The sequence below is a fragment of the Sphingopyxis sp. EU05-FHT14B03 genome (assembly GCF_058790875.1).
The window spans coordinates 1-15,347 of record NZ_JBYTDC010000008.1 but is presented as its reverse complement, the minus strand read 5'-3'; the positions used below and the strand labels follow the sequence as shown (position 1 = coordinate 15,347).

The 15,347-nt window shown below is 60.1% G+C and carries 16 protein-coding genes; 5 read left to right on the top strand and 11 right to left on the bottom strand.

Annotated features, from left to right (window positions below):
- Positions 1–16: 16 nt before the first annotated feature.
- A complete protein-coding gene (locus AC3WS4_RS25125) occupies positions 17–1,258 on the bottom strand; it encodes a cysteine desulfurase (protein ID WP_039581079.1) in 1,242 nt (413 codons plus the stop codon).
- 13 nt (positions 1,259–1,271) lie between these two features.
- Complete coding sequence (locus AC3WS4_RS25120; RefSeq protein ID WP_039575616.1) at positions 1,272–2,462, bottom strand: CaiB/BaiF CoA transferase family protein; 1,191 nt, start codon at positions 2,460–2,462, stop codon at positions 1,272–1,274.
- A 111-nt stretch (positions 2,463–2,573) separates the two neighbouring features.
- Between AC3WS4_RS25120 and AC3WS4_RS25115 the strand changes: the two genes are divergently transcribed.
- Entirely contained in the window at positions 2,574–2,825 is a 252-nt protein-coding gene (locus tag AC3WS4_RS25115) for a MoaD/ThiS family protein (protein ID WP_081997372.1), read from the top strand.
- Here AC3WS4_RS25115 and AC3WS4_RS25110 read toward each other — a convergent pair.
- The 6 genes from AC3WS4_RS25110 to AC3WS4_RS25085 all read right to left on the bottom strand — a co-directional run bounded on the left by AC3WS4_RS25110 (position 2,777) and on the right by AC3WS4_RS25085 (position 8,426).
- Positions 2,777–3,586: a HesA/MoeB/ThiF family protein gene (locus tag AC3WS4_RS25110; protein ID WP_039575614.1), complete on the bottom strand. Its 810-nt coding sequence runs from the start codon at positions 3,584–3,586 to the stop codon at positions 2,777–2,779. The two genes, AC3WS4_RS25115 and AC3WS4_RS25110, sit on opposite strands and share 49 nt — an antisense overlap.
- Entirely contained in the window at positions 3,583–4,017 is a 435-nt protein-coding gene (locus tag AC3WS4_RS25105) for a SufE family protein (RefSeq protein ID WP_052208308.1), read from the bottom strand. Before AC3WS4_RS25105 ends, AC3WS4_RS25110 begins: the two co-directional genes overlap by 4 nt.
- Positions 4,014–5,147 carry an anhydro-N-acetylmuramic acid kinase gene (locus AC3WS4_RS25100; protein WP_039575612.1) on the bottom strand — a complete coding sequence of 378 codons (1,134 nt, stop codon included), beginning with the start codon at positions 5,145–5,147 and terminating at the stop codon, positions 4,014–4,016. The genes AC3WS4_RS25105 and AC3WS4_RS25100 overlap by 4 nt, the downstream gene beginning before the upstream one ends.
- A gap of 12 nt (positions 5,148–5,159) precedes the next feature.
- Positions 5,160–6,149: a radical SAM protein gene (locus AC3WS4_RS25095; protein WP_081997370.1), complete on the bottom strand. Its 990-nt coding sequence runs from the start codon at positions 6,147–6,149 to the stop codon at positions 5,160–5,162.
- 79 nt (positions 6,150–6,228) lie between these two features.
- Positions 6,229–7,227 carry a DegT/DnrJ/EryC1/StrS family aminotransferase gene (locus AC3WS4_RS25090; RefSeq protein ID WP_039575608.1) on the bottom strand — a complete coding sequence of 333 codons (999 nt, stop codon included), beginning with the start codon at positions 7,225–7,227 and terminating at the stop codon, positions 6,229–6,231.
- Positions 7,224–8,426, bottom strand: a complete 1,203-nt coding sequence (locus AC3WS4_RS25085; protein ID WP_081997369.1) for an acyl-CoA dehydrogenase family protein — start codon at positions 8,424–8,426, stop codon at positions 7,224–7,226. Before AC3WS4_RS25085 ends, AC3WS4_RS25090 begins: the two co-directional genes overlap by 4 nt.
- A gap of 203 nt (positions 8,427–8,629) precedes the next feature.
- Here AC3WS4_RS25085 and AC3WS4_RS25080 point away from each other — a divergent pair, with 203 nt between their 5' ends.
- A complete protein-coding gene (locus tag AC3WS4_RS25080; protein WP_039575604.1) occupies positions 8,630–9,694 on the top strand; it encodes an apurinic/apyrimidinic endonuclease family protein in 1,065 nt (354 codons plus the stop codon).
- On the opposite strand, the gene AC3WS4_RS25075 is transcribed toward AC3WS4_RS25080, so the two are convergent.
- Positions 9,631–11,094, bottom strand: a complete 1,464-nt coding sequence (locus AC3WS4_RS25075) for a ThiF family adenylyltransferase (protein ID WP_081997368.1) — start codon at positions 11,092–11,094, stop codon at positions 9,631–9,633. The genes AC3WS4_RS25080 and AC3WS4_RS25075 overlap by 64 nt on opposite strands.
- Positions 11,091–11,327, bottom strand: a complete 237-nt coding sequence (locus AC3WS4_RS25070; protein ID WP_148309128.1) for a hypothetical protein — start codon at positions 11,325–11,327, stop codon at positions 11,091–11,093. Before AC3WS4_RS25070 ends, AC3WS4_RS25075 begins: the two co-directional genes overlap by 4 nt.
- 230 nt (positions 11,328–11,557) lie before the next feature.
- On the opposite strand from AC3WS4_RS25070, the gene gph reads away from it, so the two are divergent.
- A complete protein-coding gene (gph, locus tag AC3WS4_RS25065; protein WP_167702733.1) occupies positions 11,558–12,298 on the top strand; it encodes a phosphoglycolate phosphatase in 741 nt (246 codons plus the stop codon).
- Here the strand turns inward: gph and AC3WS4_RS25060 are convergent.
- Positions 12,277–13,374 carry an anhydro-N-acetylmuramic acid kinase gene (locus AC3WS4_RS25060; protein ID WP_039575593.1) on the bottom strand — a complete coding sequence of 366 codons (1,098 nt, stop codon included), beginning with the start codon at positions 13,372–13,374 and terminating at the stop codon, positions 12,277–12,279. The two genes, gph and AC3WS4_RS25060, sit on opposite strands and share 22 nt — an antisense overlap.
- A 122-nt stretch (positions 13,375–13,496) precedes the next feature.
- Here AC3WS4_RS25060 and AC3WS4_RS25055 point away from each other — a divergent pair, with 122 nt between their 5' ends.
- Both AC3WS4_RS25055 and AC3WS4_RS25050 read left to right on the top strand, forming a co-directional pair.
- The gene (locus AC3WS4_RS25055; protein WP_081997367.1) at positions 13,497–14,369 is read left to right on the top strand and encodes a protein phosphatase 2C domain-containing protein; all 873 of its coding nucleotides are present in this window, start codon (positions 13,497–13,499) and stop codon (positions 14,367–14,369) included.
- A 95-nt stretch (positions 14,370–14,464) separates the two neighbouring features.
- Entirely contained in the window at positions 14,465–15,253 is a 789-nt protein-coding gene (locus AC3WS4_RS25050) for a GntR family transcriptional regulator (protein ID WP_228383650.1), read from the top strand.
- The last annotated feature ends 94 nt before the right edge of the window (positions 15,254–15,347 follow it).

Here is a 15,347-nt window from a genome sequence, read left to right as displayed (position 1 = left end):
CCGCAGTCGGCTGATCTCACTTTAGAATTGTCAACGCCTCGTCGACCGCATCGGCCAGAGCGTCGACTTCAGCCAGCGTACTGTACATGGCGAACGACGCGCGGCATGTCGAACTGAAGCCCAGCATTTGATGAAGCGGTTGAGTGCAGTGCGCTCCGGCACGGACGCAGATGCCCTTGCCGTCCAGGATTGCCGCTATATCGTTGGCATGGGCGCTGGCAGAGGCAAACGTCAGGATCGGACCGGGCTTTTCGGTATCGCCAAAGACGGTGATGCCCGGAATAGCCGCGAATCGGGCCCGCGCGTGGCGACCAAGCGCGGCCTCGTGGGCCGCGATACTCGAACGTCCCACACTCTCGATATAGTCGAGCGCAGCGACAAGTCCGATCGCTTCGAGAATTGGGGGCGTTCCGGCTTCGAACTTGTGCGGCGCGGGCGCATATTCGACGTGATTGCGACCTACTGTTGCGACCATCTCGCCGCCGCCGAGCATTGGCGACATGCGCTCGAGCCAGCCTGGCTTGGCATAGAGAGCCCCAATGCCCGTCGGCCCATAAAGTTTGTGGCCGGTGAGAGCATAGAAATCGACGTCGAGAGCCGAGACGTCGATTGCGTGGTGTACTACGGCTTGGGTTCCATCTGCGAGCACAGGAACGCCCCTTTCATGGGCAAGCCGAACAATTGCCTCGAGTGGCGTCAATACCCCGAAAACATTCGACATGTGCGTGACCGCCACAAGGCGCGTGCGATGCGTGATGGCGTCAGCGAAAGCGGCGGGATCGAGATTGCCGAATGCGTCAGGATCGACCCAGCGCAAGACGATGCCACGCCGTTCCCGAAGCATATGCCACGGCACCAGATTGGCGTGATGATCGAGTGAGGAGACAATAATCTCATCCCCCGGTGCAACGATCGCGGCAAAGGCTGATGCCACGAGATTGATCGCCTCGGTTGCCGATTTCGTAAAAATGACCTGCTCTGCACCCGGAGCGTTCAAAAAGGCCTGCAGCCGGGCGCGCGCGCCTTCGTAGCTCGCCGTCGCGAGGCCGCTAAGCCGGTGGGCTCCACGATGGACATTGGCATAACGGGTGAATGCACCGTCGGTCATACTGTCCATCACGCTGCGTGGCTTCTGTGCCGACGCCGCATTATCGAGATATGTGATCCTTCCATACCCCGACAAACCCGCGATTAATGGGAAGTCACTCCTGATCGCATCGGGATTCCAGGCCTTTTGGGCGGGCTCGGGGTGCAGCATACTGAAACCTCCCTCAGATCCGCCCATGCTCCTCGAGCCGGTCGATGTCCGCGTCGGAATAGCCGAGCCATTCCTTCAGCACGTCTCCGCTATGTTCGCCGAGCCCTGGCGCACCGCGGCTGATTTCGGTCGGCGTGCCCCACATTTTGAATGCGGGCGCCTGAAAGGGCACTGATCCCGCGATTGGATGCGGCACATCGACGATCTGTCGGCGGTGAAGAACTTGCGGATTGGTGACGACATCGGCGATCGTCGCGACTTTCTCGCAAGGCACGTCCGCCGCGTGCAGCTTGGCGAGGATATCCGCGCTATCATGCTGTGCGGCCCAATCGTTGATCAGGATTTCCAGCGTGTCCACGTTGGTGTTTCGGGCAACGAACGTCGCATAGCGCGGGTCTTGCGCGATGTTGGGTTGGTCCATCGCGGCCGCGAAGCGGTGAAAATGCTGATCATTGCCCGCGACTACATAGACCCAGCCGCCGTCACGACCGCGAAAACAGTGGGAGGGCGCGAGATAGCGGTCGCGATTACCGAGCCGCGGAGGCAACTCGCCGTTCACGAGATATTCGGGAATGGCGGTAGTCATCAGCGCCAGGCCGCTATCCATGAGCGTTGCCTCGACCACCTGCCCGACACCGGTCTCGTCGCGCGCGCGGACCGCGGCCAAGGCCGCGATCGTCGCGTAGAGTGCCGTCGTATAGTCGCAGACGAACACGCCGGACATCGTCGGCGGTCCGTCGTGTTGACCCGTCATCGACATCAACCCGCTGATCGCCTGCGCTGCCCCGTCGAAACATGGATGCTGCGCCAACGGTCCGTCCTGTCCGAAACCGGTGATCCGGACCAGAATGAGACGAGGATTGCGGGCATGCAGGCTTTCCCAGTCCATGCCCATTGATTCCAGCGTCCCCGGGCGAAAATTCTCGACCAGGATATCGGCTTGCGCCGCGAGATCGGCAAGCAAGGCTTGACATTCGGGGTCGCGAAAATCGACGGCGAAGCCACGCTTGTTTCGGTTGGCAGACAGAAAGAAAAAAGTGTCTCCCGCGATCGCCTCGCCGACACGCCGTCCTTCCTCGCCGCCATCGATGCGCTCGACCTTCACCACATCCGCGCCAAGATCCCCCAGCAGTTGTCCGCAAAAAGGCCCCGCGATGTAGCGGGACATATCGATAACCTTAAGTCCGCTTAAAGCACCGGCCATTTAATCGCCTCCAATCGGAATATTTTAGTAAAAATTGGATGGAATCCTTTAAAAAATATGATAAAGTGCATATTGTTCGGATATATTGTGGCGTAACAGAGGGTTCCAGACATGAGAATCACCTATTTTTCATGGCTTAGATCCAAGACGGGATTGTCTTCGGAGGATATTGAGTTGCCAAATGGTTGTAGAAATATTTCCATGCTCATTGATATTCTTTCTGATCGCCATCCGGATCTCGCTGCGGTCGCCAACGCAGAAGGAAGCCTGCGTTTCACAGTGAACCGGCGTTATGTTGAGCGCGATCATCCGATTCAGCCGGCCGATACTGTTGGACTGTTCCCCCCGGTAACCGGGGGATAAGCTTCTTCTCCGCAGATGGGACATCCGGTTCGCCGCGGGAGTTCGATTTTTTCGATCTCACAGGCGAAGGCATCGTACATCGCCAAGGTGCCCGACAGACTGGGCGCGATTTCGAGCAATTCCTTGATCACCTCGATTGCCTGGAGCGAGCCCATAGCACCCACCGCGGGGCCGAGAACGCCGATCAGGGAGCAGCTTGGTGTAACCTCCGCGTTCGGCCGGTCGGGATAAAGGCAGCGGAAGCATGGGTTTTCGCCCGGCTCGTGCGATTTGAAGGTCGTCAATATTCCGCTGGTCAGCTGGATTGCCGCGCTGACGAGCGTCTTGCCGCTCCGCCGGCAAGCGGCGTGGACCGCGTCGCGTGTATCGAAATTGTCGCTGCCGTCGGCGACCAGATCATATTGCGAAACAAGACGGTCGGCATTCGTTGCGCCGATCGGCTCATCGTGCCGGATCAGTTCGATGTGCGGATTGATATTTGTCAGAGTCCGGATCGCGCTGGCAGTCTTCAGCGTATCGAGCCGGTCGATGCCATGGAGGATCTGCCTGTGCAGGTTCGAGGGTTCGACCACGTCGAAATCCACGATACCCAGCGTCCCTATCCCGGCGCCGGCGAGGTACATGAGGAGGGGAGACCCCAATCCGCCGGCGCCGATGACGAGGACCTTCGATCGGGCGAGCACTTGCTGTCCGAGCAGCCCGATCTCCGGCAGGACGGTCTGCCGCGAATAATATTCGCCAATCTCTCGCTGCGCATTCAAAGCGCTGCCTCCGCCGATTCGCGAATCCGCTGCTTCAACGAACGAAGGCCCGAAGCACGGCTGGGCGCGAGTGTGAGGATCAGAGTATCGACGGCCCCGGAGTCGTGCCGGACGATCTGGTCCGGGCGCTTCCCCTCGTAAATCTGGAGGATGACGGCAAGCAGTCCGCGCATCACCAGCGAGTCGGAATCGGCGCGAAACGTCATGATCTGGCCGTTGAGTTGGGCCTTGAGCCAGAGCTGCGATTGACAGCCGTGAATGCGGGTGACCGCGTTCTTGTCGCCGTCTGGTAAGCCATCGAACGCGCGCCCCATATCGATAAGGCGCGCGATTTGCCCCGACACGTCGCCGGCCGCTGCAAACTCGCACGTCAGCGCCCGTGCGGCGGCCTCGATCGGATTGCAGGCCGTGTCCTCGCTGGCTTCGGTCACGACACGCGCTCGGCTGCGGCGACGCGGCCGCCGGGCATTGGGTTCGGCACCCCCGTCGTTTCTGGAAAACTGATCGGAAGATCGTGAATCTTGCGCATCGCCAGAAAGGCAAAACATTCGGCCTCGATCGCATCACCGCGTAAGCCGACCGCCTCGGCGGCGAGGGCCTGGACGTCAGCGCGCCTGGCGAGCTCCGCCATCAATGTCGGATTTTTCCGACCGCCACCGCAGACGATCAAACGATCGGGCCGCACCGGTAGCATGTCTAGCGCCTTGCCCACGGTTCCGGCGGTGAAAGCGGTCAGAGTCATAGCGCCGTCGGCGAGTGAGAGCCCGTCGGCGAGCGCTCCGGTGAAATCGAACCGGTCGAGCGACTTGGGCCAAGTTGCAGAAAGGAAGGGATGAGCCAGCAGCGTCTGGAGCCGTTCCTCATCCGCACTGCCTCTAGCGGCAACCCGGCCTTCCAGATCCATTTCGCCGGCGCCATGCGCGGTGATCCAGTCGTTGATCGGCCCCACGCCAGGTCCAGTGTCGAAACCGATGACCTCGCCGTCCGTCCCGGCCCAGCTGAGATTGGCGACGCCGCCGAGGTTGATGATGGCCGTGTCCGAGCCCGCCCCCAAGTGCTTCAGGAGCGCGTGATGATAGGAAACAGATATGGGCGCGCCATGTCCTCCAGAGCGAATGTCGTCGGTCCTGAAATCATAGACGACATCGATGCCGGTGCGATCGGCCATCAATCGGCCATTCCCAAGTTGGCGGGTATTTCCCTTCCGGCCGTTGTCTGGCGCCTGGTGCAGCACCGTCTGGCCGTGGAAGCCGATCACCCGCACGGAGTTCCGCGCGATGCCGTGCTCATCGAGAAAACGCACCACAGCATCGGCTTGCGCCAGTGTCAGCGCCTCTTCCGCCTCTGCGAATATCCCGGGTTCGGCTCCGTCGAAGCGCCATGCGAGAGCAGCATCGAATGCCTTCGCTATCAACTCCTGCAGAGAGTCGGGATAAGGAGAGAGCGACCAGGGGCCAAATTCCGCAATGTCGCGCCCGTCGGTTCGAACCGCCGCAATGTCGATGAAGCCGTCAATGATCGTCCCGGTCATCAATCCGACTGCCCAGTCGCTTCTGTTCATACGATCAACTCCTCAGGCGATTTCCGTCAGCTTCGATTGTCCGCGCTGTTTGTGCTTCGGAAGCACGTCGCCTTCCGGCTTGCGACAGGTCGAGCAATGGCCAACGCATGCGCGCCCCGCGGATTCGAGCATGCGGCGAAATGCCACCGCGCGGTCGACCACGGCCTCGGGCGTCTCGTCGAAGAGATTGCCGACGACGCCCGCCCTGCCGTGACTGATGACACAAACCGAGACCTTGCCGTCGGGTGCCAGGCAAAGGGTATGGCCGGCCCAGAAACAGGACCCTCCGGGGACGGGTAGGTTCGGGTTGATGTCCTGCAACATCCGGTCGTAGAGGGTCTTGTCGCTTTCGAGGTCGCCGATTTCAGTCACATTGCTGTGCGCCCCGCCCGGAAGGAGGGGGGTAACCTTCACATAGTCGTCGACGCGGCCGAGCAGTTCGACAAACTCGGGGTCATAGGCTTCCTCGGTTTGGTTGAGATCGATCTGATACACGCCGATGGTCGCAAAACGGCGATCGTCGCCGCGCATGTCGAGCAACCGTCGGAGCCCGCCCATTGTCTTGTGGAAATTGCCTTGCCCCCGGTTCAGATCGTGCGAGCGGGCATTGCCACCATCAAGCGAGACGAAAATTTTGTGCGTGTAAGGGACCGCCAGAATCTCCTTCACGCGCTTGGCAGTGAGCATCGTGCCGTTGGTGTGCCACTGGAGTGGCGCGTCAGGAAGCAGCCGACGGGTTATCGCGAGGAGCTCGTTGAAACGCGGATTCATCAAGGGCTCGCCGCGCCAGTTGAGATGGATTCCCTTGACCTCAAGCGTATCTGACGCGGCGAGCCGCCCAAGCGTCTCCTCGAGTTGCGACGGCTCGAGATCGAGTTTGCCATGACTGAACTTTGTATAGCAAAGGCGGCAGGCGAGGTTGCACCGGCTGGTTGGATCGATCCAAAGCCAGATCGGATGCACCATGTTCGTCGTACTTCTGATATCCAGAACGTCACGCATGGCATTTCTCCTCGTTATTTATATAATATGCATTGGCGTTTTCTAACTAGGGACTTTGAAATATTTTGATGAATATAAACTATTTCGGATAGTATATTGGAACGCACCAATGATTATTAGTAGCCCATTCAGTGTTAGGAAGACTGATCGAAGAATCAAATATTTCATGGCATGGCAACTCATATACCCGACCCGTTGTCTGTGGTATCTCGTCAAATACGATATACTTATAGTATCCGCTTTCCATACCATTGGGCATCTGCACGCGATTTGGATAGCGCAAGTCCAGGACCTCGCGCGCGTATCGTTGTTTCCAGCTGACGATTTCGGGCATCCTGCGCATCTGCACGACACCGAGTGCGGCCCGAAATTCATCGAGCCTGTGGTTCATTCCTTGAATTTTATATCGCGAACCGCGCCCGTAATCGCGGAAGGATCGCACGTGCCGCTCGAGATCGGGATTGGCTGTGACCGCGACGCCGCCTTCTCCGGTCGAGATGGTCTTCGTCGCATAGAGCGAGAAGATGCCGGCATCCCCGAATGCGCCCGGCTTCACGCCGTTCCACTCGGCTCCGACCGCATGGGCGCAATCCTCGATGAGCGCGATTTGATTGGCCCGGCAATATTCGGCGATACGGTGAATATCGAATGCGATGTGCCCGCCGATGTGTACGATGTAAGCGAGCGCCGGCTTATGCCGCTCAGCCTTCTCGACGAAGTCCGTGTACGAACCGCACAAGTCTTCGCGATTGCAGTCGTAGAATTCGACACTTGCCCCGGCACGCAGCGCCGATCGCGGGGTCGCAAGAAATGTGTTGGAAGGACACAGGACGGTCTTGCCGGCCACCTGGAAGAAATCGAGAATGGCGGCCGCGGCGCCGGCCCAGTTGTCGAACCCAATCGCTGGCAGTTCGTTCCACGCTTTCCAGGTCGCCTCGAACTCTTCAAGTTCGGCGCCATGGCTCCAGTGATTTCCACGCAACAAGCCGCGCCAGCGACGGATCACCTCATCCTCGTCTCGCGGATCGAAAGCGACGCTAAACGGAAGGGGCGACGGGTGTGCGATATCGCCACTCATAGTAGACTGTCCTCCGCTTCCATGCCCAGCAGGCTCGCTCCGAGCGACTGCCCGAACGGCTGGAACTGATTGGCGGCGTGCTGCCGAGACGCTTGGATGTCGGCAAGCAGGCGGCCGAACGGCGCATCGGAGGTCAGACCGCTCGCACCCGCCGCGACAAAAATCCGGTGCATGAGTCGACAGCAGCGTTCGGCGGTGCGCGACGCCTGCAGCCGCAATATCATGCGGGTTTGGAGCGGGAGGTTTCGGCCCTCCGACGCGGCCGCCGACAGTTGGCGGATGCCGTCACGCAATATGCCCAGCATTTCTTCGATGTCCGTTGCGACTTCGCCGACCGTTAGGCGCACTTCAGGATTCCCGGCGACGCGTTGCCCGGTAATGTCCGTGCGTAGCGAATTATGGTCGATAAGAGCCGCGAGGCCGCTGCGTAGCGCTCCGATCGCCGGGACCGACACCACGCGGAAAAGCAGTTGCGGAAGAGGGATGCGATAGAGCGGCGCTCGATTGACCTCGAGCCCGGGGCTCATTCCAAGGAAGCGCTCTCTTATGCCGTGGATGCGATGGGTTGGGACGAAGCAGCGTTCGATTGACAAGTCCTGACTACCGGTTCCGCGCAATCCGGTCGCGCGCCATGTCTGCAGGATCTCGACATCGTGCCGCGGCACGAGGAAGATGACGGGCTCAATCTCGCCCGCCCGCTCAAGGCGGGCGCCGAGCAGGAACCAGTCTGCATAGTCGGCGCCGCTCGCGAATCGCCATCTGCCGCTCAGCTCGTAACCGTCGCTGGTCAATATTGCTTTTCCGGTCTGCATGTAGCTGCACGCCATGAGGGCGCCCGGGTTCGCATCCCAGACATCCGTTTGCGCCTTTGCTGGGAAGAGCGCGAGATGGAAAGCGAGGACGCCCATCACGCCGGCGAGCCAGCCGGTTGACATGTCGGTCGCCGAGATCTCGATTTGCTTGTCGAAAAATGCTGCGATGTCAGCTTCGCCGCCGCCAAAGCGCCGCGGCTGCAGGGTGCGAAACAAGCCCTCGCTCCGCATCGCATCGAGAATGACCGGACTGATGCGGCACAGTGCATCGCCTTCGGCGGCGTGTGCGGCGACGATCTCGCAAAACGGCGAAGGCGCGCTGGAAATAAATTCCGAAGCGGACCCTTTGTTTGTACCGCTTTCGCGGTCTCGACAAGTCATGGGCATCCATGTCCTCCGCCGATTTGTGCGCGTCGCGTCACAATGCTAGGCTAACCCCAGGTTAGTTACCACATTTGATACAACTTGTTACCCGGTCTATAAGTGGTATTGTTCTTTCGAGTCAAGCGGCGCAACTGCAGCTGACGCTCGCGAATCCCGCGACAAGGGCTTCTCATCCGGGTGCTTGCGGGTAGCGGAAGGATTTTCAAATGGTCGATTTTTCCCTGAAAGCCGCGGCCATCGACAAAGAGCAGCTCGGCGCTCGCGGTCGAGCCATGACCGAGCTTGGATTGCCCGTGAATCTCGAGCTGCATACGTTCGGCGCGCGCGACATCGACTCGCGTGACAGCTTCAAGACCGCGATCGCGAATGTGGAGCGGTTCAAAGCAGACCATTCGGTGAATGGACTCGTTGTCCACGTCCCGCTGCAATCCGTCGCCGTGGTGACCTCGCGGGACTTCGACGCCGACCAGTGCCTACGGAGCATCGAGTTCGCCGACCGGGTTGGTGCGGATGCGATCGTCCTCCATCGCTATTGGGGGCTGGTATTCGGCGAGGGCGCGCCGCGAGCCGTCGACAAGGCCTCCGCCGAAATAGCCTTCAACGAGGTCATCAGGGATCTGGCCGACGCTGCAAGCGGCAAGCGTCTACTTGTCGAGAATGTCGGCCACTATTCATTGCTGCCGCGCGATGGCAGGAACTATCTCTCTGGTCCCCTGGACCATTTTTTCCCTTGGGAGATCGCTCGCTTCCGCGACTTCGTGCGGCAGGAGGGTCTCGACAATGTGGAACCGTTCGTCGACGTCGCGCACGCCGCGCTGTCTTCGAACCTATTCAACCGAAAGAGGGTGGCCTATTCCTCGCTTCGGGATGACCCTAGGTTCGCGTGGATCAGCGAGGAAGACCTTCAGGAGGTCGAGTGGCTCCACCCCTTCGATTTCGTGGACAGTGACATGCCATATCTGCATGCTTCGGACGCGATCCTGCTCGACCGCGACCAGATCGCAAAGGATGCGCTCGACGAAGCGGTGTTGACGCGATCGATAGTCAGCGAGGGGCTCGAGGTCGGTTCGGGCTCGCTGCCCTTCGAGAGGCTCCCGGACCGCTTTGGCCGTACGGGAACTATCGTGCTGGAGGTCGATCCGGCGGTGGGAGAAAGCCATATCGAAAACGGCGCCCAGCGCCGATCATTGGGGGCGCTTCGGGAAATCTACAGGAAGCGGACTGGCGGCCAATGTGCGGGCGCAGAGATGGGCGCCGCCGTATCGCTCTGATCCGCATGGCCATATGACAGGGTGCAATAGCAGTCGGGATTTGCCGTCTGCGGCCGGTCCACCGCGCCGAGATTGCGGCTGACTAGGTCGAGCTGCAGCCGCTGAAACTTAGGGTCGAAACGGCCCGTCAGCCATCCGATTGCAAATCCGGCGGCGAGAGTTCCGGCGGTCGTCGTGATGTAGCCGACAGTGTCGATCTGGGGAATTGCTGACAGGATTGGGTCGTGCCGCACGCCCGCCGCGGCCGCCTTTGCAACCTGAGTCGCGGCGTCGAGACGCGCGCCAGTTGGAAGCAATTCCTGCTCGACGCGCAGCGGGGAAATCATCCCTCGGCAAACCGGACAAGGGTCCGCGGCCAAGAAGCGGACAATCTGCACCAGTTGGCCAGTTACGACGCCGTCGGCTCCCTCGATCAGCCCGCCGCAGTCAATCGCCGGTACAAGATAGCGGGAAGCGATGTCCGCAACGGCCATTCGGCTCGAATGTTGATCAGTGCAGCCCATCAGAAGGTCAGCCTCAACGACCAGGTCGACGATCTCGCGCTGAGGGAGGCGGCCGACCACGGCACGGACCTCACAATGCGGTGCGAATTCAGCAACTGAGCGTTTGGCGACAAGGGCTTTCGGGGTGGCCGCCTCAACGTCGGAGGGACGGCTGCCGTGCAAGCGTTCAAGATTAGAAATGGTGACATGATCGCCATCTATGACAATCAGACGGCCGACGCCGGCGCGGGCCAGAATTGGTATCGCCGCAGAGCCTGTGCCGCCAGCGCCGATGAGTGCGACGGTAGCACGGGCGAGGCGCTGATAAGCTTCCAGTCCGAACGCACTCGTCATCCGCGCCACGCTTTCCGGTGGCTGCGGTGGTGGGGCTGGCCGCTCGCCGCCCGGCCATGCGACGACTTGGGGCATCCGCTCGGCCGCAACGCGATCTATCGCGCGCCATTCTCCATCGATTAGAGCCCTACCGCCAACAGCAATATCGCTTCCGTCGTACGAAAGGATCAAGCTGACGAAGGGGCGACCAGTAAGAAGACTCCCCAGATAGTCCGCCAAGTAGGCGTCCATCTCTTCATCGACCTTGCTCGGCCGAGGCGGCAGACCTCGCGGATGGGAATGGATGAATCCGACCGCGAGTTGTCCGGATTGCGCCAGCTTCGCGACTCGCCGCAAGTAGGGATGATTGATCCGAACATTGCCGTCCCCCCAGCCGATCTCGCCGACCTCTGGAGCGATTAATTCGGCGAGGGTGAAAACAGTGGACGCCGCGGTATCGCGCATACCGAACAAGGCGAATGCGCCGCCTTCCAAGGGGTCGGGTGCATCGAGAACGGTCGCGATCAACCTTGCGAGTTCGGGTTGCGCTAGGCGGAGCAGCGCGCGTCCGTTCGCATGTATCATGCGGCGCCGCCCATGATGAATTGGCGCGTCACAAGAAAACTCAGTCCATCAGCTGCGGCCAATGTCTCTTCGAGGGCGACTTCTTTCAGTCCGGCTGGCGTCTCGAGTTCGATGACGACGTTATCCAGCGGGACCCCGGCCATCCTGGCGACCTGCGCGGCGGGTAGGGGTGCGGGGCCGATCTCGTGAGGGTGATTGTTAATATGGATTCGATACGTTTTTTCAGACGGCATGCAGAATCCTCCGTTCCGTCGGTCCATTCGACTGCTTTCGCACGTCCCGGATTGACCTAATACCAGATTGTAACCAATTTTAGCAGCGGCGCAATCCGTCGGAAATGCAGCGACGGCGACCGAACCACGATGGTCACGCCGCAAGATCCATTAGATGCGCCAGAATGGCCGGAACGGAAGGCGGATCGCATAATTGGCCCTTGTGTTGCGGTCCCGGGCCGGGCATCAGAATGGCGATGCGGGGCGCGAAAATCGACACAGTGGTATTTGACCTCGACGGGACGCTTGTCGACACGGCCCCCGATCTCATCGCTGCGCTCAATCATTCGCTGGAAGTCCTCGGCCGGCCGGTCGTCGAGCCGATGCTCGTTCGGTCCCTTGCCGGCCACGGCGCGCGCGCGTTGCTGTCCGCAGGACTCACGCTTAGCGGAGATGCACCGGAAGAACTGATCACACGAGCCATTCCGGTGTTCCTGGAACATTATGCCGACAATATTTGTACCTTTTCGGCGCCCTATCCGGGGCTGGAACTCGCGCTCGAAGAATTGCGAATCGAAGGCTTCAGGCTCGCGATTTGCACCAACAAGCCTGAGGAACTTGCCAATCATCTGGTCGAAGCGCTCGGCTGGGCCGGTATGTTCGACGCAATTATCGGCGGCGACACATTGCCTGTCCGAAAACCCGATCCGCGCCCGTTGCTCACCGCGATTACGCAGGCGAAAGGGGCCAAGGCCATTTATGTTGGAGATTCGGCGGTCGACGTCGAGACAGCGAGAGCGGCTGCGATGCCGTCGATTGCGGTAGGCTTCGGATTTTCCGACGTGTGCGCCAGCCAGCTTGGTGCGGATTTGCACATCGATCATTTCGACATGCTCCCCAGCGCCGTGCGGTCTATCATTGCACCCGCCAGGTCGAATGCACAGCGCGCAAGTTTCGACCTCGGCCCTGGTCAGGCGACTGTCGCCGTCTGAGCCTTGTATAGCTTTCCGGCCGCAGTCGGCCTTGGCGCGCCCGTCGTTTTTGGGAAGGTCACTGGCAACCCCCGAACCGAGCGCGCCGCGATGAATCCGATGGCTTCGGCTTCGATGAAGTCTCCGCGCAGCCCGAAATCGTCCGCGCTTTCGCAGTCGCCGAGGACCTCTCGCAAGGCCTCCATTATAACGGGATTATGTCGCCCGCCGCCACAAATGATCCAAAGTGCCGGTCGCTCGGGAAGCTGCTGTGCGCCCAGCGCCACGGACCGGGCGGTGAACGCGACCAACGTCGCCGCTGCGTCGGCAGCCGAGAGATCATTCACAATATCGAGTGGAAAGTCATAGCGATCCAACGACTTCGGCCCTTCACGTTCGAAATAGGGATGCGCCAGTAAATGGCTCAGCACAGTCTGATTGATCTCTCCGCTCGCGGCCAGCGCTCCGCCATCATCATATCGCCCAAGACCTCGTTTTTGGACGGTAAGATCGAGCATCCCATTGCCCGGCCCGGTATCAAGTGCGATGATTTCTTTATCGCTGCCGATGAATGTGAAATTCGCGACGCCGCCCACGTTGAGAAAGGCGATCGGGCCCGACTTGCCGATCTTCTGGGCAAGAGCGGCGTGATAGATGGGGACAAGAGGCGCGCCCTCTCCGCCGACGGCCATATCGGCTTGGCGAACGTCCGCGACAACGTCGACGCCGAGCGTATTGGCAATTTTTTTCGGGTCGCCAATCTGGATCGTCAATCCGCGATCGGGCCGGTGCAGGACAGTTTGACCATGATAACCGATTAATTCGATCGTACCGGCTCCGGATTTGGAGAGAAGTTCACGCGCACAGCGAACGTGCGCATCGACGATGATATCGTCGGCCTCCTCCAAAAGTTTCGATTCGGCCGTGCCGGTCGCTACAAACTGCTCGGTGGCTTCTTTGACGATGGCGCGCTCTTCAGTCGAAAAGGAGGTGAGGTGCGTCGGACCAAAGTCGTGAATCTCTTCGCCATCGGAGCTCAAAATGGCCGCATCGACGCCATCAAGCGACGTCCCGCTCATGAAACCAAGAATGCGCATCTCTCGCTCCCCTAACCGTAGTCGACGTTGCACGCTTGCTACCACTATGATACCACATCATCAAGCTACGATATCGGCCAGCGCGCACGAGGCCGACCGCACGTCTATTTAGTGGAGCCGAGATGTTCAACGTCCGTTTGGCGGAAACCCGATCCGGAGCAACGGCAAATGAGGATTTGGTGGGATATACGGACGCCGCGGCTTGGGTCATCGATGGAGCCTCTGGCGCTGGTGAGAACGTCGTCTCAGCAGTCAGCGATGCGCAGTGGTTCGCGCAGCGGGTCGATGCGGAGCTGCGCGATCTTCTGGCTAGCGAACCAACAATGCCCTTCGAGGATTTGTTCGGCACCGTGGTCGACCGCTGCCGGTTGGACTATTCAACGCTCGCGCGGCGCCCGCCCGCGGGGCGCCATGAATTGCCCTGCGCGGCGATAGCTTTTGTCCGCGCCCTGCCCGAAAAAGTTGAACTGGCAACGCTCGGAGACTGTCGGATTGCTTACCGGCCCCTTGGCGGCGAAGCATTCGCCGAACATGGAGACGGCGGCAATATCGGGCCTTTCGAGCAGCGCACCATAGCGCTGGCTCGATCGATCGTCGCCGAGCACCCAGGAATCTCCACGGCCGAGCTTTTTCAGGAGTTGCGGCCGCAACTTGTCCGAAATCGAGCTTTTATGAATGTCGATGGCGGCTATTGGGTGCTTGGTCTCCAAATGGAGGCAATCGAGCGCGCCGATCGCGCCGAATTGCCCGTCGACGACTGGGCGATCGCCTTAGCGAGCGATGGCTTTCTACGCCTCACCGATATGTTTGGCCGACTGGGGGTGTCCGATCTGCTTTCGATCAACAGTCGCGAAGAATTCGAGGAATACTATTCCCAACTTCGCACGCTCGAGCAAGTCGATGGGTCGCTTCGCAATCATCCGCGCGCGAAAATCTCCGACGACGCGAGCTTCATGCGGATCGACATGTATACCAATAGCGTGCCAAATGGTTGAAGCGAACGACCCAAAAATGCTAATGAGTGTTCATCGTTAGGGCCAGCAGCAACGGAAAAATGCGAGCGATTCTCTCATCGCCTGCTTCCTTGACAATGAACAGGAAAGGACTGGAAATGCGAGACAAGCTTGCCGGGTTGAAGGAGAGCAATGCACCGCTCTATCTTCAGTTGGCGCGCAATCTTCGCGAGCATATCGAAAGCGGAGGGGTGGAACCGGGCGAACCACTTCCATCCGAACGCGAATTATCGGAACGAATGGGCATGTCCCGGGTCACGATCCGGAAGGGCATCCAGAAGCTCATAGAGGAAGGATTGCTTTTTCGCCGGCACGGTTCGGGGACATATGTCACCGAACGCATCCTGGCACGCGGCGCAACGCTGACGAGCTTTTCCGAGGATGCGCGGTCGAGGGGCGATAATCCCGGCGTTGTGTGGATGATGCGCGCTTACGCCAGCGCCACCGACGAGGAGGCGGTCGCTCTCGAGATTCCGATCGCCACCAAGGTGGCTAGGCTCGCGCGTGTGCGTCTTGCGAACGGCGAACCACTGGCAATAGAGCATGCCGTCGTCCCCGCGGAGTTTCTTCCGAATTTGGACGCCGTCGGCGACTCGCTCTACGCAGCGCTTGAGGCCTCGGGGGTTTTTCCTGTGTCCGGAACACAACGTATCTGCGCCGCTCTAGCGACGCCAACCGAAGCTGGAATGCTTTCGATTGCGCAGAGTTCGGAAATATTGCGCATCGAGCGCCTGACCCGTGATGCGAAAGGGACGCCCGTCGAATTCACGAGGTCTGCATATCGCGGCGATCGATATGAATTTGTCACCGATATCGCCGCAAACGCTGCGCCGAAATCGCGACGCGACTCTACTGGACTTTCGTGAAGCACTGACAGGGCCGTCTAGCACTACTTTGGCAGAAGTTTGATTGTCTCTTCACGGAGGCGGTGACCGCATTGGGGGCAACAGGCAGGCGGCG